16 protein-coding genes are annotated in these 20,792 nt (G+C 63.0%); 5 read left to right on the top strand and 11 right to left on the bottom strand.

Annotation, left to right across the window (positions count from 1 at the left end):
* Positions 1–507: 507 nt before the first annotated feature.
* From dprA to FF124_RS08340, 4 genes are all read right to left on the bottom strand, one after another.
* The gene (gene dprA / locus FF124_RS08355) at positions 508–1,632 is read right to left on the bottom strand and encodes a DNA-processing protein DprA (RefSeq protein ID WP_138748037.1); all 1,125 of its coding nucleotides are present in this window, start codon (positions 1,630–1,632) and stop codon (positions 508–510) included.
* A 61-nt stretch (positions 1,633–1,693) separates the two neighbouring features.
* Positions 1,694–2,314, bottom strand: coding sequence for a glycerol-3-phosphate 1-O-acyltransferase PlsY (gene plsY / locus FF124_RS08350; protein WP_425462518.1), 621 nt, complete (start codon positions 2,312–2,314; stop codon positions 1,694–1,696).
* A 12-nt stretch (positions 2,315–2,326) separates the two neighbouring features.
* Positions 2,327–3,616, bottom strand: a complete 1,290-nt coding sequence (locus FF124_RS08345) for a dihydroorotase (RefSeq protein WP_138748035.1) — start codon at positions 3,614–3,616, stop codon at positions 2,327–2,329.
* Positions 3,613–4,554 carry an aspartate carbamoyltransferase catalytic subunit gene (locus FF124_RS08340; RefSeq protein ID WP_138748034.1) on the bottom strand — a complete coding sequence of 314 codons (942 nt, stop codon included), beginning with the start codon at positions 4,552–4,554 and terminating at the stop codon, positions 3,613–3,615. Before FF124_RS08340 ends, FF124_RS08345 begins: the two co-directional genes overlap by 4 nt.
* A 149-nt stretch (positions 4,555–4,703) precedes the next feature.
* Here FF124_RS08340 and FF124_RS08335 point away from each other — a divergent pair, with 149 nt between their 5' ends.
* Positions 4,704–6,350 carry an acyl-CoA dehydrogenase family protein gene (locus tag FF124_RS08335; RefSeq protein WP_138748033.1) on the top strand — a complete coding sequence of 549 codons (1,647 nt, stop codon included), beginning with the start codon at positions 4,704–4,706 and terminating at the stop codon, positions 6,348–6,350.
* A 140-nt stretch (positions 6,351–6,490) separates the two neighbouring features.
* Here FF124_RS08335 and FF124_RS20540 read toward each other — a convergent pair whose 3' ends face one another.
* A complete protein-coding gene (locus FF124_RS20540; protein WP_187326870.1) occupies positions 6,491–6,658 on the bottom strand; it encodes a hypothetical protein in 168 nt (55 codons plus the stop codon).
* A gap of 224 nt (positions 6,659–6,882) precedes the next feature.
* The gene (locus tag FF124_RS20535; protein WP_187326869.1) at positions 6,883–7,026 is read right to left on the bottom strand and encodes a hypothetical protein; all 144 of its coding nucleotides are present in this window, start codon (positions 7,024–7,026) and stop codon (positions 6,883–6,885) included.
* On the opposite strand from FF124_RS20535, the gene FF124_RS08330 reads away from it, so the two are divergent.
* Positions 7,025–8,848, top strand: a complete 1,824-nt coding sequence (locus tag FF124_RS08330; RefSeq protein ID WP_138748032.1) for an aminopeptidase P family protein — start codon at positions 7,025–7,027, stop codon at positions 8,846–8,848. The two genes, FF124_RS20535 and FF124_RS08330, sit on opposite strands and share 2 nt — an antisense overlap.
* A 55-nt stretch (positions 8,849–8,903) precedes the next feature.
* On the opposite strand, the gene FF124_RS08325 is transcribed toward FF124_RS08330, so the two are convergent.
* Positions 8,904–9,221: an AzlD family protein gene (locus FF124_RS08325; protein ID WP_138748031.1), complete on the bottom strand. Its 318-nt coding sequence runs from the start codon at positions 9,219–9,221 to the stop codon at positions 8,904–8,906.
* Complete coding sequence (locus FF124_RS08320) at positions 9,218–9,919, bottom strand: AzlC family ABC transporter permease (RefSeq protein WP_246072302.1); 702 nt, start codon at positions 9,917–9,919, stop codon at positions 9,218–9,220. Before FF124_RS08320 ends, FF124_RS08325 begins: the two co-directional genes overlap by 4 nt.
* A 156-nt stretch (positions 9,920–10,075) precedes the next feature.
* On the opposite strand from FF124_RS08320, the gene FF124_RS08315 reads away from it, so the two are divergent.
* Positions 10,076–10,321, top strand: coding sequence for a DUF2164 domain-containing protein (locus tag FF124_RS08315; protein WP_138748029.1), 246 nt, complete (start codon positions 10,076–10,078; stop codon positions 10,319–10,321).
* A gap of 183 nt (positions 10,322–10,504) precedes the next feature.
* Here FF124_RS08315 and pncA read toward each other — a convergent pair whose 3' ends face one another.
* From pncA to FF124_RS08300, 3 genes are all read right to left on the bottom strand, one after another.
* Complete coding sequence (gene pncA / locus FF124_RS08310; protein WP_138748028.1) at positions 10,505–11,131, bottom strand: bifunctional nicotinamidase/pyrazinamidase; 627 nt, start codon at positions 11,129–11,131, stop codon at positions 10,505–10,507.
* 45 nt (positions 11,132–11,176) lie between these two features.
* On the bottom strand, positions 11,177–13,405 hold the full coding sequence (locus tag FF124_RS08305) for a sensor domain-containing protein (protein WP_187326868.1): 2,229 nt from the start codon (positions 13,403–13,405) through the stop codon (positions 11,177–11,179).
* Between the two features lie 266 nt (positions 13,406–13,671).
* Entirely contained in the window at positions 13,672–16,128 is a 2,457-nt protein-coding gene (locus tag FF124_RS08300; RefSeq protein ID WP_138748026.1) for an ATP-dependent helicase, read from the bottom strand.
* 255 nt (positions 16,129–16,383) lie between these two features.
* Between FF124_RS08300 and FF124_RS08295 the strand changes: the two genes are divergently transcribed.
* Positions 16,384–17,520 (top strand): efflux RND transporter periplasmic adaptor subunit, encoded by a 1,137-nt coding sequence (locus FF124_RS08295; protein ID WP_138748025.1) that lies wholly within the window; start codon positions 16,384–16,386, stop codon positions 17,518–17,520.
* Positions 17,517–20,708 carry an efflux RND transporter permease subunit gene (locus FF124_RS08290; RefSeq protein WP_138748024.1) on the top strand — a complete coding sequence of 1,064 codons (3,192 nt, stop codon included), beginning with the start codon at positions 17,517–17,519 and terminating at the stop codon, positions 20,706–20,708. Before FF124_RS08295 ends, FF124_RS08290 begins: the two co-directional genes overlap by 4 nt.
* Positions 20,709–20,792: the final 84 nt, after the last annotated feature.

Here is a 20,792-nt window from a genome sequence, read left to right as displayed (position 1 = left end):
TACCCTGAAAACGGGGGGCAGTGCAAACCCGACCTTTGTGCCGGCTGCTTTTGACTGTCGAAATGGACAGGGTTTGTGTTTCGGTCAAGGCCCGTGAAGGAATTTTAGACAATTACAACCGAGGACAACCAAGGGAGAATACCTTTAGCAATTGCAATCCGTTTCTGGAGAGGTATTGTTCAGAACGGGACTAGGTCACGGCGAAGCGACTGCACTGCAAGGCTTATAGGTGTTTAAATGCCAGCGAATATATCCGGAAACGATAATGATAGAAGACTGACGGAGGATGAGATTATCTATATCAGGCAAATACTTGGTCAGCTTCGCCGGCTTTCGGACAAGGAGGGGACGGAAATCCTCTGCTACCTGATCGACATGGCCTATCTCGAGGCGGGGGAAGTGCAGTCGCAGCTGATAACGAAGTTTCGTGACCGATAGAAACCAGTAATTTAGTTTCAACGCAGGGTAGATAATAGCATACCTATGTGATCGAAAATGAACAGTCGATCACGTGAGCGAGATTCGTCCGCCCGGATGCCGCGCCAGCCGGCCGGCGAGATCGAGTTCCAGAAGGATCAACTGGACGGTCGCCGCATTCACGCCGGTAAACCGGATCAGATCGTCGATCTCGCATGGACTCGGCCCCAGCGCTTCGGCAACGCGCAGGCGATCATCCTCGGCGGGTTCGACCGGCGCTTCGCCCTCCGGTTCGGGTTCCTCTCCGGCATCGCCAGAAAACGGCAACTCAAGATTTGACAGCGGCGCAAGCGCCTCCAGAACATCCTCCGGCGAGCAGACGATCATGGCACCCTGCTTGATCAGGCCGTTGCTGCCCTGGGCGCGGGGGTCGAGCGGCGAGCCGGGAACGGCAAGCACCAGTCGCCCCGCCTCGTTGGCCAGCCGTGCGGTGATCAGCGAGCCGGAGCGCATGGCCGCCTCGACGACCACGACGGCAAGCGCGGAACCTGCAATCAGCCTGTTGCGCCGGGGAAAGTCTCGCGCGCGCGGCTCCCAGCCATAGGGCATCTCGGAGATGGCAACGCCGCCTTCCGTGCAGATCCTGCGGTAGAGATCGGCATTTTCCGGCGGATAGATCCGGTCAAGGCCGCCGGCAAGGGCGGCAAGCGTGCCGTGCTTCAGGCTGGCGTGGTGGGCTGCGGCATCGATGCCGCGGGCAAGGCCGGAAGCCACCGTGTAGCCCGCGCCCGCCGCCGCGCCGGCGACCATGGCCGCGAATTTTGCGCCGGCGACCGAGGCGTTGCGCGCGCCGACAATGCCGAGCGTCGGCCGGGTCGCTGTCTCGCCGCTGCCGCACATGGCCAGAAGCGGCGGCGCGCCGTCGATCGCGCGCAGGGCTGGCGGATAGTCGGGCTCGCCGATGGCGACGAAGCGACCGTCATGGCGGGCCGCCACCTCCATCTCGCGTTCGGCATCGGCAATGCTGGCAACGCGGATCCGCTTCATAGCGCCGCCGCGTTTTGCCAGTTCCGGCAGCATGTCGAGCGCTTTTTCGGCGCTGCCGCAATGATTGATGAGTTCGCGAAAGGTCGCCGGGCCGACATTGTCGCTTCTGATCAGTCTGAGCCAGGCGATACGCTGGCTCTCGGAGAGCGAAATGCCGGATCGGCTCAACGGGCGGCTTCCCTTTTATGGCGCGGCGCCGAAGCGCCGCCTTGAGAAGCCAGACTGTCCGTCACCCCTTGTCTCCGATCCTGCTTTCCTTGCCCGAGATCAGGCGTTCGATATTGGCCTTGTGCCGCCACCAGGAAATAATGGTGAGGACGGCCATGACCAATGAAGCCTGCGGTTGATCCATTATCCACAAAGCAACCGGCATGACAAGTGTGGCGACAAGCGCCGACAGCGAGGAATAGCGCGACAACCGGGCGACCAGCAGCCAGACGAAGGCGAAGATCAGGACGGCGGCGGGAGCGATGCCGAGCAGCACGCCGATATAGGTCGCCACCCCCTTGCCGCCCTTGAAGCCGAGCCAGACCGGGAAGAGGTGGCCGATAAAGGCCGCCGCGCCGGCGATAAGTCCGGCATCCGTTCCGTAGAGTCTGGCGCAGATGATGACGGCGAAGGTCGCCTTCAGCGCGTCGAGGAGCAAAGTGAGGGCGGCCAGATGCCGTTTGCCGGTGCGCAGAACATTGGTCGCGCCGATATTGCCGGAGCCCATCTTGCGGATGTCGCCGAGGCCTGCCATGCGGGTGATGAGATAGCCGAAGGGCAGGGACCCAAGAAGATAGCCGACCGCGATCACGATCAGTGCGTCAACGGGCGTCAGGTCGAAAGCGAATAATTCCCCCACGATGCTTATCCTCTCCTAGCTGGCCTGGTAGACGCATTTTCCGGCGACATAGGTCCTGACGGCGCGGCCGGAGAAGCGGGCATTCTCGAACGTGGTGTTCTTCGAAAGCGAGACCAGTCGGTCCGGCGTTACGATCCACGGCTCTTCCGGGTCGATCAGCGTGATATCGCCCCGTGCGCCGGGTTGAAGCGTACCGGCATCCAGATCGAACACCTTTGCCGGCCGGGTCGACATCGCGTCGATCAGCCGCATCAGCGGCACCTCACCCGAATGATGCAGGCGGAGCGCGGCGGACAGCATGGTCTCAAGCCCGATCGCGCCGTCCTCGGCGTCGGAAAACGGCAGGCGCTTGGTGTCGACATCCTGCGGATCATGTGAGGAGACGATGATGTCGATCAGCCCGTTCTTCAGAGCCTCGACCATCTGCAACCGGTCCTCCTCGTGGCGCAGCGGCGGCGTCAGTTTGAAGAAGGTGCGGTATTCGCCGATGTCGTTTTCATTCAGCGTCAGATTGTTGATCGAGATGCCGCTGGAGACGAAAGCCCCGCGTTCGCGGGCGACGCGAATGGCCTCGACCGATTCGGGCACCGAGATCAGAGCGGCGTGGTAGCGCGCGCCGGTGAGCGCGGCGAGCCTCAGATCGCGCTCGAGCGGAATGATCTCGGCCTCGCGCGGAATGCCGGAAAGGCCGAGCCAACTGGCGAAGAGCCCCTCGTTCATCACGCCGGTTTCGCTGAGATAGCGGTCGCGCGGCTCCAGCGAGACCACGGCGTCGAAGGCGCGGGCATAGGTCATCGCCCGGCGCAGAACCCGGTTGTCGGAGAGCGAGTAGCGGCCATTGGCGAAGGCCACCGCGCCTTCGCCCTTCAAGAGGCCCACTTCCGTCATTTCGAGGCCGGCCAGACCCTTGGTCAGCGCCGCAGCAGGGAAGACGTTGACCACGGCGTTGTCGCGCGCGGTCTTCAGCACGAATTCCAGCAACGCGACATCATCGATCGGCGGATTTGTGTCGGGCATCATCACGAAGGAGGTGATGCCGCCGGCAGCCGCCGCAAGACTTGCCGAATGGATGGTCTCTGTGTGCTCGGCGCCGGGCTCTCCGACGAAGACATGGGCATCGACAAGACCGGGAGCGGCGACAAGGCCCCGGCAATCGACAACGTCCGCGCCGTCCGGCGCGCCCTGGTTGGCGGCATCGCGGCCGGCGGCGAGAATGCGGCCGTCCGCAACGATGATCGTGCCGGTCTGATCAAGGTCGCGGGACGGATCGATGATGCGGGTGTTGTTCAGAACCAGCGGTTTCATACCCGTGCTCCTCCATTGTCCGAGAGCATCAGCGTTTCCATCACGGCCATGCGCACGGCGACGCCCATTTCCACCTGTTTCTCGATCACGCTCTGCGGGCCGTCGGCAACGTCGGTGGCAATTTCCACGCCCCGGTTCATTGGGCCGGGATGCATCACCAGCGCGTCTTCCTTGGCGGCCTTCAGCTTTTCGGCATCGAGCCCCCAGAAGCGGAAATATTCCCGGATCGAGGGGACGAAGGCGCCGGACATGCGCTCGCGCTGCAATCTCAGCATCATCACCACGTCGGCGTCCCTCAGCCCGTCTTCCATATTGTCGAAGACCTCGACGCTCATGTCGCGGATCCCGGCGGGCAGAAGCGTCGCCGGGCCGACGACGCGCACCCTGGCGCCCATCGTGTTGAGCAGAATGATGTTGGAACGGGCGACGCGCGAATGCAGGATGTCTCCGCAGATGGCGACGATGATATTGTCGAGCCGCCCCTTGGCCTGGCGGATCGTCAGCGCATCGAGCAGCGCCTGTGTCGGGTGTTCATGCGCGCCGTCTCCGGCGTTGATCACCGAGCAGGCGACCTTCTGCGAAAGCAGCGCTGCCGCGCCCGCCGAGGCGTGTCGGATCACCAGCACATCCGGGTGCATGGCGTTCAGCGTCATCGCCGTGTCGATCAGCGTTTCGCCTTTTTTCACCGATGAATTGCCGACCGACATGTTCATCACGTCGGCGCCAAGCCGCTTGCCGGCCAGTTCGAAGGAGGCCTGCGTGCGGGTGGAGGCTTCGAAGAACAGATTGATCTGGGTAAGCCCGCGCAGGACGCTGTTTTTCTTTTCGCGAGAACGATTGAATGCTATGGCCTCTTCGGCCTTGTCGAGAAGTGTCCCGATATCAATGGGCGAAAGGCCCTTGATGCCGATCAGATGGCGGTGGGGAAAGAAGACCATGAAGCTTTCCTCCATATGAGGCCGTGCGGTCTATCGCTTGAAGTCCTGGCGTCTATAATGGCTCGCCGGCTTTGCCGCAAGCTTTGACAGATTATATCGAACCGTGCCAACTCTGCGATCTGTCTTCAAAAAGAAGTGCGTGAACGTCGATGAGCGACAATGATGTATTCAGGACGTTGAACCAGCCGAAGCCCTGGAGCGGCTACAACGCCTTTCATTCCGACCCGCTTCTTGGCGATCTGACGCGCAATCTGGCGCGGCCGCTGCGCGAGGAATTCGACACGATCGGGCGTTACGTGACTTCGCCGGAAGCGCAGGAGCTGGCGCAGATGGCCAATACCAGCCTGCCGCAGTTGAAGACGCACGGGCCGGCCGGCGAGCGGCTGGACACGGTGGCCTTTCATCCGGCCTGGCACGCGCTTCTGCGCCGCTCGATGTCCTCCGGTCTGCATTCCTCGCTCTGGGAGCCGCCGCGCGACGCCGATTCGAAATCGAAGGCGCACAAGCTGAGAGCCGTTCGGCTGTTCCTCACGGCGCAGCTTGAATGCGGCCATCTGGAGCCGTTGTCGTCCACTTCTGCCTCGCTCGCCGTTCTGGCGGCAGCGCCGCAACTGCGCTCGGAATGGGCGCCGAAAATCCTGTCGCGCAAATATGATTCGACCAACCGTCCGCAGGCGCAGAAGACGGCGGCGACCATCGGACTGGCGATCACCGAAAAGCAGGCCGGCAGCGACACGCGCGGATTGACCACCAAGGCCGCGCGCGTCAGCGAGGGCGTCTATCGCCTCACGGGCCACAAATGGTTCGTCTCCGCGCCGATGAGCGACGCCTTCGTTATGTTGGCCGATGTCGACGGCAAGCCGGGCTGTTTTCTGGTGCCGCGCCTTCTCGAAGAAGGACGGACCAATGCGCTGCGCTATCAGCGGCTGAAGGACAAGCTCGGTCTGCGCTCGAATGCGACGGCCGAGATCGAGTTTTCCGATGCCTTCGGCTTTCTGCTCGGCGCGCCGGATGGCGGTCTCAGGACCATTCTCGACATGCTGACCCTGATGCGGCTCGACAGCGCGGTGATGGCGTCCGGCCTGATGCGCGCCGCCCTTGCCGAGGCGACCCACTCCGCGCGCGGGCGCAGCGTGCAGGGCCACGCGTTGGTCGGCCGGCCGCTGATGATGCGGGTCCTGGCCGACCTGGCGCTCGACGTGGCCGCCGCCGGTGCGCTCTCTTTCCGCCTTGCCGAAAGCTTCGATCGCGCCCGAGACAGCGCCGAGGAAGCAGCCTACGCCCGGGTGATGACGCCGGTGACCAAATACTGGACGACCAAGATCGCCCCCGCCGTGGTGGCCGAGGCGATGGAGGTGATGGGCGGCAACGGCTTCATCGAGGACCGGCCGATCACCCGTCACTATCGCGATGCGCCGGGCCTTGCGATGAACGACGGGGCGGGCAACATGATGGCGCTTGATCTGAGGCGCGTCGTCGAGCATGGCAGCGACCTGTTCGAGGCCGTGTTTCAGGTGATCGCGCGCGATCTCGGCGCGTCCGGCGCCAAGATCGTCGAATTGCTGCGCGCCGCAATGGCGCTGTGCAAGAGCCATGAAAGCGCCGCCCGCATCTTCATCGAGCAGTTGGCGCTTGCAGCAGGGGCCGCCGAACTCTACCGGCTGGGCGCCGGTCGTATCGCCGACGCCTTCCTCGAAACCCGGCTGGCGGCGGGCTGGCGCTCCAGCTACGGCATGCTCGATACCCGCTTTGACGCGAGCTATGTGGTGGAGCTCTTGTTTCCGGAAATGGACTGAAGCTGCGGCCAAAAGAAAAGGGCCATGCCTTGCGGCACGGCCCTTGTTTTGCTGACCTGCGGCGCTCCGCGAGCGGGGAGGACGCTCAAGCGGATTGCGGGGTCTGCACGACGCTTTGTCTGCGCCGGAAACCTGCTCGATTAAAACAGCATCGAACCGTTGGCGTTGCGGCGCAGTTCAGCGCGCGACTTGCCCATCTTCTTCAGGGATTCGTCGTCAAGCTTCAGCAGTTCGGCATTGACGAAACGGTTGGCCTGGCTCTGACGGGCATTGGCAATGCTCTTGTAAGCGCTACGGAAGAAACCCATTTTCAGTTCTCCTTTTCTGGCGGATCGTTGCGGACGGCCTTGCGTCCTTCGGTCCATTTTGCTTCGCGGCTATCAGCCCTGATCCTTCTGATCACTGCCGGCGCGAAGCCTTATCAATCAACTGTCTGGAATATAGACCGTAGCTTCCGCGTCTGGCAGGTGGGAAGCCGAATGGGAGCCATGCAGAAAACGCATGCACTTTTCGGGAACTGGCAAAACGCCTGTCATGCTGCACGAATATTGTGCACCATTGCCTGGACCGGATGCAGCCCCGCCAAAGGCGCGGCGAGCCATCGCAAAGCGGATTGTTGTGATGCCGCCGCAAAGGCTCTATCGTCGCGCCGATCGAATTGATTGGTGAATTTCATGTTTCAGTCCTTTGACGTTTCCGCCCGCCCGGAGCAGGCCGCCCCGCGCATCAAGGCCCTGCGCGCCCTGTTTCCTGCCCTCGGCATCAACGCCTTTCTCGTGCCGCGCACGGATGAGTACCAGGGCGAGTACGTGCCGCCGTCCGCCGAGCGGCTCGCTTTCCTCACCGGCTTTACCGGGTCCGCCGGCGTGGCGCTGGTGATGGCGGAGACCGCGATTGTCTTCGTTGATGGCCGCTATACCTCGCAGCTGAAGCTCCAGACCGACCCGGCGCTGATTGCCGGCGGCGATCTGGTCGGCTGCCCGCCTGCTGCATGGCTCACCGAAAACAGACCGGGAGGCATACGGCTCGGCATCGACCCGTGGCTGCATACGCCAAGCGAGGTCGAGCGGCTGAAGTCCGCGCTTGCCGAGATCGGCGGCGCGCTTGTTCTCCTTCCCGAAAACCCGATCGACCGGGTCTGGAAGGACCGCCCGGCGCCGCCCGCAGCGCCGGTGACGGTCCAGCCGCAGCAATTTGCCGGAAAACCGGCGAAGGAGAAGCTGGCAGAGATCGCGAAAGCCGCGCGCGGCAAGCGGGCGGGCGCGGTGCTGATCGCCGATTCGACCTCGGTTGCCTGGTTGTTCAACATTCGCGGCAATGATGTCGCCCACACGCCGGCGCCGCTCTCCCGCGCGATCGTGAAGGCCGACGGCAGCGCCGTGCTGTTCCTCTCCCCCGGGAAGGTTTCCGGCGAGGCCAGGGCGCATATCGATGATCTTGCTGCGCTCGAAGCGCCCGAGGCCGTTTCGGCCCGTCTCGCGGCGCTTGCGGGCGAGGCGATCATGCTCGACCGTTCCGCCGTGCCTTATGCCTGCGTCGAACTCATCGAGAAGGCGGGGGGCACAGTGATTGATGCGCCCGATCCGGTTGTCGCCGCCCGTGCGATCAAGAATGAGGGCGAACAGGCCGGCACGCGCACGGCGCATCTGCAGGACGGCGCGGCGATGGTTTCCTTCCTGAGCTGGCTTGACGGAGAGGCCCCCGGAGCCGTCAGCGAAATCGAGGCTGCGACGAAACTTGAGGCCGCGCGGGCTGCCGTCGGCGAGCGGATGCAGAACCCGCTGCGCGACATTTCCTTCGACACGATCTCAGGCGCTGGGCCGAACGCGGCGATCATTCATTATCGGGTAACGACCGAGACCGACCGCAAGCTGCAGGACGGGGAGATGTATCTCGTCGATTCCGGCGCGCAATACCAGAACGGCACCACCGATATCACCCGCACGCTCGCCATCGGGGCGGTGGACGAGGAGAAACGCAGGTTCTTCACGCTGGTGCTGAAGGGCGTGATCGCGCTCTCGACCGCACGCTTTCCCGCCGGAACGCGCGGCATGGACCTCGATCCTCTTGCCCGCATCGCGCTGTGGAAGGCCGGCGTCGACTATGCCCATGGCACGGGCCACGGCGTCGGTTCCTATCTCTCCGTTCACGAGGGGCCGCAGCGGTTCTCGCGGCTTGGAAGCCCGGAGTTGAAGCCCGGCATGATCCTGTCGAACGAGCCCGGCTATTATCGTCCCGGCGCATTCGGCATCCGCATCGAAAACCTGCTTCTGGTGAAGGAGGCGGAGCCGATCGAGGGCGGCGAAATACCGATGCTCGCCTTCGAGACGCTGACCTGGTGCCCGATCGACCTGCGCCTCGTCATGCCCGAACTTCTGACACGGGAGGAGCGTGACTGGCTCGACGCCTACCACGCCGAAACGCGCGAGAAGCTGATGCCGCTCGTGGCCGACGACAAGGAGCGGGCCTGGCTTGAAGCGGCGACCCGGACGCTCTAACCTATTGAATCTACGCATCGACCCGAAAATGGATTTCGATTTTCGGGTCGATGCGCTAGCCGATGATGAAATAGCGGCAGACCATGACCACCGACCAGCCGACCGCGATCATCGGCAATGGCGACTTGAAACGCAGCCCCGTCAAAAGGGCTGCCGCGATCGCCAGCTTGCCCTCCCAGCCGCCGGCATAAAAAGCAGGCGCCACCAGCGTCGTCAGCACCGCTGCCGGTATGGCATTGAGCGCCGCTTCTGCGCGCGGGGGAATGTCCGAGACCACCGAGAGCAGGACATAGCCGGCAATGCGCGTCATATAGGTGGCGACCGCCGCGCCGAGAATGACGAGGATCATGTGGTCATTGGTGAAATCGCTCATTGCGCCGCCTCCTTGCCCTTGCCGGGCGGCAGGAGTGCGGCCAGCAGGATGCCGGCGAGCGCGCCGATGCTGACATGCCAGGGAGACCCGACCGTGGCATAGGCGAGGATCGATCCGAGCGCGCTTGCGGCGACGATCGGCAGGTAGTTTGGCCGTTTTCTGAAGCCCATGACCAGGCTGAGAAAGTAGATCGGCAGCAGGATGTCGAGGCCGAGCGCTTCCGGGTTGGTAATGAAGCCGCCAAGCGTTGCGCCGATCAGCGTCATGATGTTCCAGAGGACATAGAGCACAAGACCCGCGCCGAGATACCAGGCGAAGGTGACGCGCTCCTCCTCTTCGTGGCGTTTGAGGGCTTCGGCGAATTGCGGATCGGTCATCAGGAAGAAGGCAACGAGCTTTTTCGGCAGCGGAAAATGCGCGATGACCGGCGTCAGCGCAGCGGAATAGAGCACATGGCGGAAGTTCACGGCCACGATCGAGGCAATGATCAGCCAGGGCGCGACCCGCTGGCCGAAAAGCTCGACGCCGACGAGCTGGCTGGCGCCGGCAAAGATCGTCAGGCTCATCATCGCCGTTTCGAACACGCTCTGGCCCTGCGTGACGGACACCGCGCCGAACAGCATGCCGAAGGGGGCGGCCGAAAGAGCCGGCACGATGCCGGAGCGAAGGCCGCTTGAAAATTCTGAACTCTCTCGCAAAGGAAGGCGACTCCTGATCAATTCGGGCTGGTTCCCCATGGGAAGCGGCGGACAGGCTGCAGGAGGGGATGGGAGGTTGTCCACCCGTTTACCGCCTTTGCGTTGCATGCACAAATGAGAAGAATTGATAATGCGATCAAACCGGAGGAATGCGTCATGATCAAGCTCAGCGCCCGCGAAAAGGCCGCCCTTGCGGAGCGGCTCAGGGACTATTGCGCAGAGGAACTCGATTGCGAGATCGGCACGCTTCAGGCCGAGCTGTTTGCCGAAGTCATCGCGCGCGAATTCGCGCCGGTCTTCTACAACGCCGGCCTGCGCGACGCCGAGGCCCTGCTGATGAAGCGCATGGAAAGCTTCGGCGACGAGATCGCGGCGCTGGAAATGCCCGAGGCGAACCGCTAGGGCGAACTGTGTCCGGCGCTGGACCCGGCTGAACCATGCGAGGACACTCGCCGCAACCTTCACCGCGATGGCCTGGCCGATCGCGGCCAACACGCTCTGAATGGCAAGAGGGCCAGTCAGCGCCCGTGCGGACGACGGGGCGACGGCGATCCCTGCTCGGTCGCCGATGCTTCAGCCTTGCCGTCAGTCTTCGATCGCGGTGCGCAGATCAATGAGCTCGACGCCGGCCTCGCGCATTTCGGCTAGCGCCGCTTCGACGCCATCCTCGCTGATGCCGCGGCAGCCTTCGAGGATCACGCGGACGGTTACGCCGGGCAGCATCTCGCGGGCATCAACCGCGGTAAACCGGACGCAGAAGTCGAGAGCGAGCCCGGTGATGTCGAGCGTGGTGACGCCCTTCTGCTTCAGATAATCGGCAAGTCCGGTGACGGCATGATGCTCGTTGTCGCGAAAGGCGGAATAGGAGTCGATCTCAGGGTTCTCGCCCTTGCGCTGGATGTAATCGACGGCGGCAATGTCGAGATCGGGGTGAAACGCGGCGTCCTCGGTGTTCTGCACACAGTGGTCCGGCCACATCACCTGCGGTTTCCCGTCGAGTTCGCCCATGTCAAACGGCTTCTTGTCGGGATGGACCGAGGCAAAGGAACCGTGGCCTTCAGGATGCCAGTCCTGCGAGGCGGCGATGATGTCGTAGCCGCCATCCCGGATCAGGAGATTGGCGACCGGCACCACGGCATCGCCGTCGGCGACGGCGAGATTGCCGCCGGGGCAGAAACCGTTCTGGATATCGACAAGCAAAAGGGCTTTCATATTGTTGCTCCGGACAGACGGTCCGCGGGATGGGAGGCGCCCGCGTCAGGGTTTCAGGTAATAGGAGGCCGGCTGCGGCGGGCTGAAGAGAAAGCCCTGGAGGCCTTCGCAGCCCTGATTGCGCAACCATGCTTCCTGTTCTCGCGTCTCCACGCCCTCGGCGATGACCGAAATGCCGAGATGGTGGGCCATGGTGATGATCAGTTCCACCAGTGAGGTGTCGCTGCTGTCATGCGGCACGCCGGCAATGAATGTCTTGTCGATCTTCAGTTCGTTCAGCGGAAACTGCTTGAGATAGACAAGCGCGGAATAGCCTGTGCCGAAATCATCGATCGACAGCCTGATGTTGAGCGCCCTGATCTTTCTGAGTTGCGCAAGCGCCAGGTCGAAATTGGCGATCATCAGGCTTTCCGTCATCTCCAGCGTCAGCCGCTCGGGATCGAACTGGTGATGATCGAGAAGCGATGCAAGGTCGTCGACGAATTTCTCTCGCAGGAACTGGCGGACCGAGACGTTGACGGCGAGGTGCAGGTCCGGGTTCTCGGCCAGCATCCGGCAGGATTCCTCCAGAACCCAGGCGCCGATGGGAACGATCAGCCCCGTCGCCTCCGCCACGTTGATGAAGCTGCCGGGACCGATGATGCCGCGTTCGGGGTGATCGAGCCGCAGCAGGACCTCGAAATGCCGGCCGGGCGCGTCGGCGATGATCTTCGGCTGCAGGAACAGCCTGAATCCGTCGCTCTGCAGGGCTTTTTCCAGCGCGGTTTCGACGTCGAATCGGGCGACGAGGTCTTCGACCATGCCGCTTTGGAACCATGAGATGCTGCCGCGTCCGCGCGACTTGGCATTGTGCATCGCCAGGTCGGCGCGCCGCAATTCTTCGTCCGCGCTTTTCGATGACGGGCCGACCAGAACCGCGCCGGCGCTGGTGCTGGGCGTGATCTGGTTGCCGTTGATGAAGGCCTGGCGCGACAGGCAGGCATGCAGGTCCTCGATCTTCGCATGCGCTGTTTCGCGCGCGCGCTCTTCCTCGCCTCCAAGCGTGGTGAGGAACACGACGAATTCGTCGCTCGAAAGGCGCGCCGCGAAGGATCCGGCATCAATATTGTCGGAAAGGCGCCGGGCCGTGGTTTTCAGCAGTGCGTCGCCGATATTGTGGCCGAAGATCGAGTTCAAGGCGGCGAAGCTGTCGAGATCGAAGATCGCGATCGCCATATATTGGTGATTCACCCTGTGGGTGGCGAGGAAGCCGAGCAGCACTTCCTGCGCCTTGGCGCGGTTGGCAAGCCGGGTCAGCGGATCATAATAGGCGAGCGTTTCGATCCTGGCTTCCGTGCGTCGTCTCTCGGTGACGTCGCGCCAGACGCTGACCGAGCCGAGCCGTTCGCCGCCTGCGTCGATCACCGGCGCCTTGATCATTTCCAGCGTGTATTTGCGACCGGCCGGATTGGTGACTTCGCCCTGGTTGATCAGCTTGCCCTGGTTGTTCACGTCGGAGAAGACCTGCTGCATCAACAGCGCATCGGTGCTATGCCCGAAAATCTCCCGGTCGCTCTTGCCGACGATCATCTCGGCCGGCATGCCGACAAACTCGGCCGCGGCCTGGTTGCAGGCCTCCAGCGTGCCGTCCGGCCGCTTGAAGTAGATCTGATCGGGGATCGCGTCGATCACTACGCGCAAGAGCAGGTGCTGGCGGCCGAGGGCGCGCACCAGCCGCCGCCCGCGAATGAGCACGATGCCGAGAACAATGACAATGCCGGAAAGCACGGCGATCGCGGAAAAGAGTGTGAGGTTCAAGAGGCCGTCGGTTGCCCGCAGTTCCGCCGCCTTCTGGCGCACGGCATCTTCGAGGTTGGACGAATAGGCCGCCAGCGGCTCGCCGCCCGAGCGCAGGTCGTCAGCCTCCGCAATCACCGAGAAAAGCCGCGTCTTCTGCTGGATGACGATCGGCCAGGAGAACATCCGCACCGTATGGATCGTGCCGTCCTTGAACCTGTGCGGAAACAGGAAATAATGCTGGCGGCCTTCGCGGGCGCGCTCCATCTCGTCCTTGATCTTGTCCTTCGACATCTGGTTCAGGTCGGAGACAAAAAGCTGCCTGAACTCGGCGGAGGTCCATCCGTAAAGGGATTGCGCGGCATGATTGGCGGCAAGGATCTTGCCGTTTATCGGCTCGACCACCAGCATTGCGACGGGACTGTCCTCGAAGAAGTCGGGCAGACGGATGAGGGGGACCTGCGCTTTTGGCGCCGTCGTTACCCCTGCCACAAACATGAAAGCCGCCAGTACAACACCGGCAATATGCCGTTCACATCGTCGCACCTTTCTCACTGCCAGCTGCATGTTATGGGGAGGCCTTTTGCGTCAGGATGAAACGAGAATCCAATAAAACCTATGAGTGAATAAGCGGAATACGTTCAGTGTGTAAGCTTACACTAAACAATGAGGGGTTAAATAAGTAAAAACATTTATCTCGACCTTGCATTGTGCAGTGCAAAAGACAAGAGGCGGCGGGTTGGCATCAAAGCCCTTATTCGGGATCAGGCAGGCGTGACGAACCCGTCCAGAACCCTTTTCTGCCCGGCCTTGTCGAAGTCGATGGTCAGCTTGTTGCCCTCAATCGCGGCGATGTTGCCATTGCCGAATTTCAGGTGGAAAACCCGGTCGCCGACCGAGAATCTGGAGGCCGTCTCTTCGCTGCTGCGAGCAACGAGCTCGCCCTCGATCATGCGTCCGCGCGGTCCGCTCTCCCCATAGCCGATGCGTTCGACGGCATGACCGGAGCGCGTGCCCCAGTTGTCGCGGGTTGCATCGGTGCGGTTTTCCTGCGCCCGTTTCCAGCCGGGCGTGGCATAGGTGTTGGAAAACGGCGCCGCCCGGTCGAAGCGCGACTGGCCATAACCGCCATAGGAGACCTCGGTCTCGCCGACCTCCACATGGTCTTCCGGCAGTTCATCGAGGAAGCGCGACGGCATGGTCGACTGCCACAACCCATGGATGCGCCGGTTGGAGACGAACCAGATGTGGCAGTTGCGTTTGGCCCGCGTCAACCCGACATAGGCAAGCCGGCGTTCCTCCTCGAGGCCTGCGCGACCGCTTTCGTCCAGCGCGCGCTGGTGCGGGAAGAGGCCTTCCTCCCAGCCGGGCAGGAATACGGTCTTGAATTCAAGCCCCTTGGCCGAATGCAACGTCATGATCGAGACGGCATCCATCTCCTCGTTCTGGTCGGCGTCCATCACCAGAGAGACATGCTCGAGAAAGCCGCGCATGCTCTCGAACCCGTCCATGGAGCGGATCAGCTCCTTCAGGTTTTCAAGCCGGCCGGGCGCTTCCGCCGAACGGTCGTTCTGCCACATCTCGGTATAGCCGCTTTCCTCCAGAATGATTTCGGCAAGCTCCGTATGCGGCGTGGTTTCCAGCAGTTCCTGCCAGCGGGTGAACTGTGTGACGACGTCGAAGAGCGCCTTGCGCGGCTTCGGCTTCAATTCATCCGTGTCGATCATCTCACGGGCGGCAGCCAGCATCGGAATATCGCGGGCGCGGGCGTAATCATGGATCTTGCGCACGCTGGCATCGCCCAGCCCGCGCTTCGGCGTGTTGATGATCCGCTCCAGCGCCAGATCGTCGGCCGGCTGGCAGGTGAGGCGGAAGAATGCCATGGCGTCGCGAATTTCCAGCCGCTCGTAAAAGCGCGGGCCGCCGATGACGCGATAGTTGAGCCCCAGGGTCACAAACCGGTCCTCGAACTCGCGCATCTGGAAGGAGGCGCGCACCAGAATGGCCATGTCGTTCAGAAGCTCGCCGCGGCGCTGCAGCTGTTCGATCTCCTCGCCGATCGCGCGCGCTTCCTCTTCGGAATCCCAGGCAGCGTGAACCTGCACCTTGTCGTCGTCCGGTTCGGCGCGTTCAGTGAACAGCGTCTTGCCGAGCCGCCCGTCATTGTGCTCGATGAGTTTGCCGGCAGCGCCCAGAATATGCGCCGTGGAGCGGTAATTGCGCTCCAGCCGGACGACCTTTGCGCCGCGGAAATCCTTCTCGAAACGCAGGATATTGTCGACCTCCGCGCCGCGCCAGCCATAGATCGACTGGTCGTCATCGCCGACGCAGCAGATATTGAGCGGTCCGTCGTCCTCGCCCGGGCGCTGGGCCAGAAGCCTCAACCACATATATTGCGCCGTATTGGTGTCCTGGTACTCGTCCACCAGAATGTAGCGGAAGCGGCGGTGATACTCTTTCAGGATATCCGGATTTTCGCGGAAAAGCTGGATCGGATGCAGCAGAAGGTCGCCGAAATCGCAGGCGTTCAGCGTCTTCAACCGGTCCTGATAGGCCTTGTAGAGCTCTCTGCCCTTTCCGTTGGCGAAGGCGCGGGCGTCGCCTTCCGGGATGAGTTCCGGCGTCAGGCCCTTGTTCTTCCAGCCGTCGATCATCGAGGAAAACTGCCGCGCCGGCCAGCGCTTGTCGTCAAGCCCTTCGGCCTGGATCAACTGCTTGATCAGGCGGATCACATCGTCCGTGTCGAGAATGGTGAAATCGGACCTGAGCCCGATCAGTTCGGCATGGCGGCGCAGAAGTTTGACGCCGATCGAGTGGAAGGTCCCGAGCCAGGGCATGCCCTCGACGGCGCCGCCGACGAGGATGCCGATGCGCTCCTTCATCTCGCGCGCGGCCTTGTTGGTAAAGGTCACCGCGAGGATCTGGCTTGGATAGGCCCGCCCGGAGGCGAGAATATGGGCGATGCGGGTCGTCAGCACGCGCGTCTTGCCGGTGCCCGCGCCCGCCAACACCAGAAGCGGGCCTTCGATGGTCTCGACCGCGTCGCGTTGTTCGGGGTTGAGCCCGGTCAGGTAATCGGGCGCCTCTGGCGCGCGTCGCGCCGCCATGGCGCGCGCGGCAAGGCCGCCCGTCTGCCCCGAGGTCTCTCCGGATCGGGGCGCCGGCTTGCGCGGTTCGTCGTCGTCGTCAAAGAACGGTATATCGTCGTGGCCGTGAATCATGGCGCCAATCTAGTGGCTTGAGGGGGAAAGGTGAAGGCATGCATCGAAATGAGAACAAAATATGCACAGACGATGGTCCTTCCTAGCCGAAAACGCGCCGCAACCAAGGCGATGAAGGGGCCGGAACATTACAATTTGGTGAGGTTTGATTCCTCTGCTTGCAGTGGGCCGGGTGATCTGGATAATTCCACTCATATTCTTTTTTCTTTCCGCACGCCGCCATTTTCGGCATCTTCTTGAAAACCGGGGTTTTTGATGCGTTTCTACCAACAGGTTGCCGTCAGCGTTTGTCTTCTGGCGATCGGGTCCGCGGCCTGGCTTTTCCTGGCGCCCGGGGGGCGAGAGGTGCTGACGTCCTATGGCATACTGGAGGCGAAACCGACCGCCGGCAACGGCGGACGCGCCCCCGGCGGGTTCTCAGGCGGCGGCATACAGGTCGTGACCGCGCCGGTGACGACGGGCACCGTGAACGATGAATTGACGGCGATCGGCAGCGGAGAGGCGATCCGTTCGGTCACCGTGCTGCCCGAAGAGGCAGGGACGATCACCGAACTCAATCTTTCCTCCGGTGACATGGTCAAGAAGGGCGATGTCATCGCGGTGCTTGATGACCGCGAACAGGTGCTCGCCCGCAACCTTGCCGAGGTCGCGCTCGAAAGCGCCACCCGCCAGGCCGATGTCAATCGCCGGATCAAATCGGCGATCTCCGATCTTGAGGTCTATAATGCCGAAATCGCCGAGCGATCGGCCGAACTTGACCTCGAGGCTGCCGAGCTCGATCTCGCGCGCCGCCGCATCGTTGCGCCGATCGACGGTGTCGCCGGCATCGTTCCGGTCAATGTGGGGGATTACGTTACGACCTCTTCGGAGATTGTCACCATTGACGACCGGTCCTCGATCCTCGTCGACTTTTCCGTGCCAGAGCGTTTCGCGACTGCGATCCGTTCCGGCGCGCCGGTGGAGGCGAGCCTCGTTTCAGCGCCCCAGCAGGTCTTCGAAGGCGAGGTCCAGGCCGTCGACAACCGCATCGACGCGGCAAGCCGCACCTTCATGGTGCGCGCGCGGCTCGAAAATGAGGATGACGCGCTGCGCGCTGGCATGTCCTTTGACGTGTCCATGCGCTTTCCAGGCGATGTCTATCCGGCCGTCGACCCGCTTGCGATCCAGTGGGATTCCGACGGGGCCTATGTCTGGCAGTTCGTCGACGGCAAATCGACCAAGACGCGGGTGCGCATCATTCAGCGCGATCCCGATGTGGTGCTGGTCGATGCCGAACTGGGCGAGGGGGATAGTGTCATCATCGAGGGCATCCAGCGCCTGCGCGAGGGGGCTTCCGTCAGCGACGTAACCTCCGGTGCTCCGAAACGCGAAAGCGCGGAGACCGCATCATGAGCGACCGCGAAAACGACAAGACGCCCGGCGAAGTGACGGCGGTCGAAAACCAGTCGAGCGATGCGCGCAGCGAGGCGGAAAAGGCGATTGCCGAGCATGAGAGCGAGCACGGCTTTACCGCGCTCTTTGTGCGCAGGCCCATTCTTGCGGCCGTCTTCAACGCCCTGATCGTGGTTGCCGGTCTCGCCGCCTTTTTCGGCGTCGAGGTGCGTGAACTGCCCGATGTCGACCAGCCGGTCATCACCGTGCGCACCACCTTTTCGGGCGCCGCGCCCGAGACGGTCGACCGCGAGGTGACCAATGTCATCGAGGGCGCGGTGGCGCGCGTTCCCGGCCTTCAGTCGATGTCCTCCCGGTCCTCCACCGGCTCGAGCCGCGTGACGCTCGAGTTCAGCAAGGATACGGATATCAACGTCGCCTCCATGGATGTGCGCGATGCCGTCGGCCGGGTCGAGGGACAATTGCCCGATGACGCCGACGAGCCGAGCATCGTCAAGGCGGATTCCGATGCCCAGCCGGTGGTCCGTTTGGCGATCACCTCCTCGACACTCGATATCGACGACCTGACGGAACTTGTCAGCGACGAGATCGAGGACCGTTTCGCGGCCGTGCCCGGCGTGGCCGACGTCGCCGTTTACGGCGAGCGGGAAAAAATCTTCCGCATCGATATTAACCAGGCCGCCCTTGCCAGCCGCGGCCTCTCGGTGGCCGACCTGACGTCGGCGCTGTCCGATATCTCCTGGGATGTGCCGGCGGGCTCGCTGACCAGCACCACCCAGGCGCTCGGCGTGCGCGCCACGGCCGATATCACCACGCCGGAAGAGTTTGCCGATATCCGCGTGGCCGAGAATGTCCGTCTCGGCGATGTCGCCACCGTCGTCTTCGGACCGGATACGGCGGCAACGGCGCTGCGCTATAATGGTCAGCCCGGCATCGGGCTCGGCATCATCCGCCAGGCGAAGTCGAATACGCTGGAAATCTCCGAAGGCGTCCACCGGGTCGTCAACGAGATCGCGCCGAACCTGCCCGAGGGCACGACAATCAAGGTGTCGAGCGACGACGCCGTGTTCATTTCCGGCTCGATCGAGGAAGTTGTCCGCTCGCTCATCCTCGCGGCGATGATTGTCGTCGCCATCATCTATGTCTTCCTGCGTGACTGGCGTGCCACCATCATTCCGGCGATCACCCTGCCGGTGGCGCTGGTCGGCACGCTGGCCGCGATCTATGTCGCGGGCTTCTCCGTCAATATCCTCACGCTTCTGGCAATCGTGCTGGCGACCGGCATGGTCGTCGATGACGCGATCGTGGTTCTGGAAAACATCGTGCGTCTCAGGGCAAACGGCATGGGCCCGCGCGCGGCTGCCGTGCTCGGCACGCGCCAGGTGTTCTTCGCCGTCATCACCACGACGGCAACCCTTGCCGCGGTATTCGTGCCGCTCTCCTTCCTGCCGGGGCAGGCGGGCGGGCTGTTCCGCGAATTCGGCTTTGTGCTGGCCTTTGCCGTGATGCTGTCGTCCTTCGTGGCGCTGACGCTCTGCCCGATGCTGGCATCGCGCATTCTGGTGAGCCACAAGGATCAGAAACCGGGGCCGGTCGCCCGCTTCGGCACGGCCCTTGCGCGGTTCTATGCCGTGACGCTCGGCTGGGTGCTGGCCGCGCCGCTGGTGCTCCTGTCGCTCGCCGGCCTGCTGGTTTTCGGGGCCTATCTCGCCTATGCCAACCTCACCACCGAGCTTCTGCCGCGCGAGGATCGGTCGATGCTGATGATGCGGGTCTCAGCGCCCCAGGGCGTCAGCCTCGATTATACCCGCGACCGCATCCAGCAGGTGGAGGAAAAGCTCCAGCCGCTGATCGACAGCGGCGAGATCGAGAGCGTCTTCTCGATTTCCGGTTTCGGCAGCAACACCAACAGCGGCTTCGTCGTCATGTCGCTTGCGCCCTGGGCGGACCGCGAGCGCACGCAGGACCAGATCGCCCGCGACGTGAATGCGGCCTCCGGCAGCATTCCGGCCGTGCGCGCCTTCGCCTTCCAGCCGAACTCGCTCAATATCCGCGGCGCCGGCAACGGGCTCTCCGTCGCCCTTGTCGGCTCCAGCCATGAACGGCTGACGGACGCCGCGAGCGCGCTGGTCGAGGCGATGGAGGCCGATCCGATGTTCTCGGCGCCGCGCCTTTCCGAGGAGGCGACGCAGGCGCAGCTCGCCCTCACGCTCGATCGCCGCCGCGCGGCCGATCTCGGCATCGATATCGGCGGGCTTTCCCAGGCTTTGATGGCGCTGCTTGACGGTCGTTCGGTCGGCGAAGTGTTCATTGATGGCGACTCCTACGATGTCCAGATCCGCGCCGACACGCGCAAGGTCGACGATCCAAGTGATTTGCGGAATATTTTCCTGCGCACCGGCGACGGCCGCATCGTGCCGCTGTCGACCATCGCCACGCTGGAGGAGAAATCCATCGCGCCGACGCTGGAGCGCGAGCAGCAGCAGGCCGCCGTTTCGCTGTCATCGAGCCTCGGGCCCGGCGTGGCGTTGGGCGATGCCTATCAGCGCCTTCTGGAGCTTGCCGAGCCGCTTCTGCCGCCCGGCGCCCATGTCGAGGCGCAGGCCGAAGCCGCTGCGCTCGACGAGAATGAGTCAGGCATGGGCATGGTGTTCGGCTTTGCGATCATCATCGTCTTCCTCGTGCTTGCCGCCCAGTTCGAAAGCGTTTGGAGCGCCCTGATCATTCTGGCGACTGTGCCCTTCGGCATTGGATGCGCCTTCATCGCCATGCTTCTGACCGGGACCAGCCTCAATATCTATTCGCAGATCGGCCTCGTGCTTCTGATCGGCGTGATGGCGAAGAACGGCATCCTGATCGTCGAATTCGCCAACCAGCTCAGGGATCGCGGCGAGAGCGTGCGCGATGCGATCGAACATGCGACCATGCTCCGGCTCCGGCCGGTGATGATGACGATGATCTCCACCGTGCTCGGCGGCATTCCGCTGGTTGCCGCCTCCGGCGCGGGCGCAGAGGCGCGCATCGCGCTCGGCTGGGTGATCGTCGGCGGGCTCGGCCTTGCCACCATTGTCACGCTCTACGTTACGCCGGTCGCCTATTATCTCCTTGCGCGCTTCTCGAAACCGAAGGCGGATGAGGAGCGGCGTCTCAATGCGGAAATGCACGAGGCGGCGTCGATCTCTCACTGACCTTGAAAGCGTGGGTATCCGCTTCTGTTTCCGTGGAAAAACTTGCTAAATCAGACACCATACTGTTGATATAGATATTCAACG

Source organism: Martelella lutilitoris (assembly GCF_005924265.1).
GTDB classification, from domain to species: domain Bacteria; phylum Pseudomonadota; class Alphaproteobacteria; order Rhizobiales; family Rhizobiaceae; genus Martelella; species Martelella lutilitoris.
The sequence above is the reverse complement of the archived record's forward strand: the minus strand, read 5'-3'. Positions and strand labels throughout refer to the sequence as shown.

What these genes read in the sequence shown, in the direction of transcription:
- FF124_RS08345 (WP_138748035.1), bottom strand. Translation starts at nt 3,616, where the DNA reads ATGAAACCGCTGGTTCTGAACAACACCCGCATCATCGATCCGTCCCGC.
- FF124_RS08340 (WP_138748034.1), bottom strand. Translation starts at nt 4,554, where the DNA reads ATGGTCTTCTTTCCCCACCGCCATCTGATCGGCATCAAGGGCCTTTCG.
- FF124_RS08335 (WP_138748033.1), top strand. Translation starts at nt 4,704, where the DNA reads ATGAGCGACAATGATGTATTCAGGACGTTGAACCAGCCGAAGCCCTGG.
- FF124_RS20540 (WP_187326870.1), bottom strand. Translation starts at nt 6,658, where the DNA reads ATGGGTTTCTTCCGTAGCGCTTACAAGAGCATTGCCAATGCCCGTCAG.
- FF124_RS08330 (WP_138748032.1), top strand. Translation starts at nt 7,025, where the DNA reads ATGTTTCAGTCCTTTGACGTTTCCGCCCGCCCGGAGCAGGCCGCCCCG.
- FF124_RS20535 (WP_187326869.1), bottom strand. Translation starts at nt 7,026, where the DNA reads ATGAAATTCACCAATCAATTCGATCGGCGCGACGATAGAGCCTTTGCG.
- FF124_RS08325 (WP_138748031.1), bottom strand. Translation starts at nt 9,221, where the DNA reads ATGAGCGATTTCACCAATGACCACATGATCCTCGTCATTCTCGGCGCG.
- FF124_RS08315 (WP_138748029.1), top strand. Translation starts at nt 10,076, where the DNA reads ATGATCAAGCTCAGCGCCCGCGAAAAGGCCGCCCTTGCGGAGCGGCTC.
- pncA (WP_138748028.1), bottom strand. Translation starts at nt 11,131, where the DNA reads ATGAAAGCCCTTTTGCTTGTCGATATCCAGAACGGTTTCTGCCCCGGC.
- FF124_RS08305 (WP_187326868.1), bottom strand. Translation starts at nt 13,405, where the DNA reads ATGTTTGTGGCAGGGGTAACGACGGCGCCAAAAGCGCAGGTCCCCCTC.
- FF124_RS08300 (WP_138748026.1), bottom strand. Translation starts at nt 16,128, where the DNA reads ATGATTCACGGCCACGACGATATACCGTTCTTTGACGACGACGACGAA.
- FF124_RS08295 (WP_138748025.1), top strand. Translation starts at nt 16,384, where the DNA reads ATGCGTTTCTACCAACAGGTTGCCGTCAGCGTTTGTCTTCTGGCGATC.
- FF124_RS08290 (WP_138748024.1), top strand. Translation starts at nt 17,517, where the DNA reads ATGAGCGACCGCGAAAACGACAAGACGCCCGGCGAAGTGACGGCGGTC.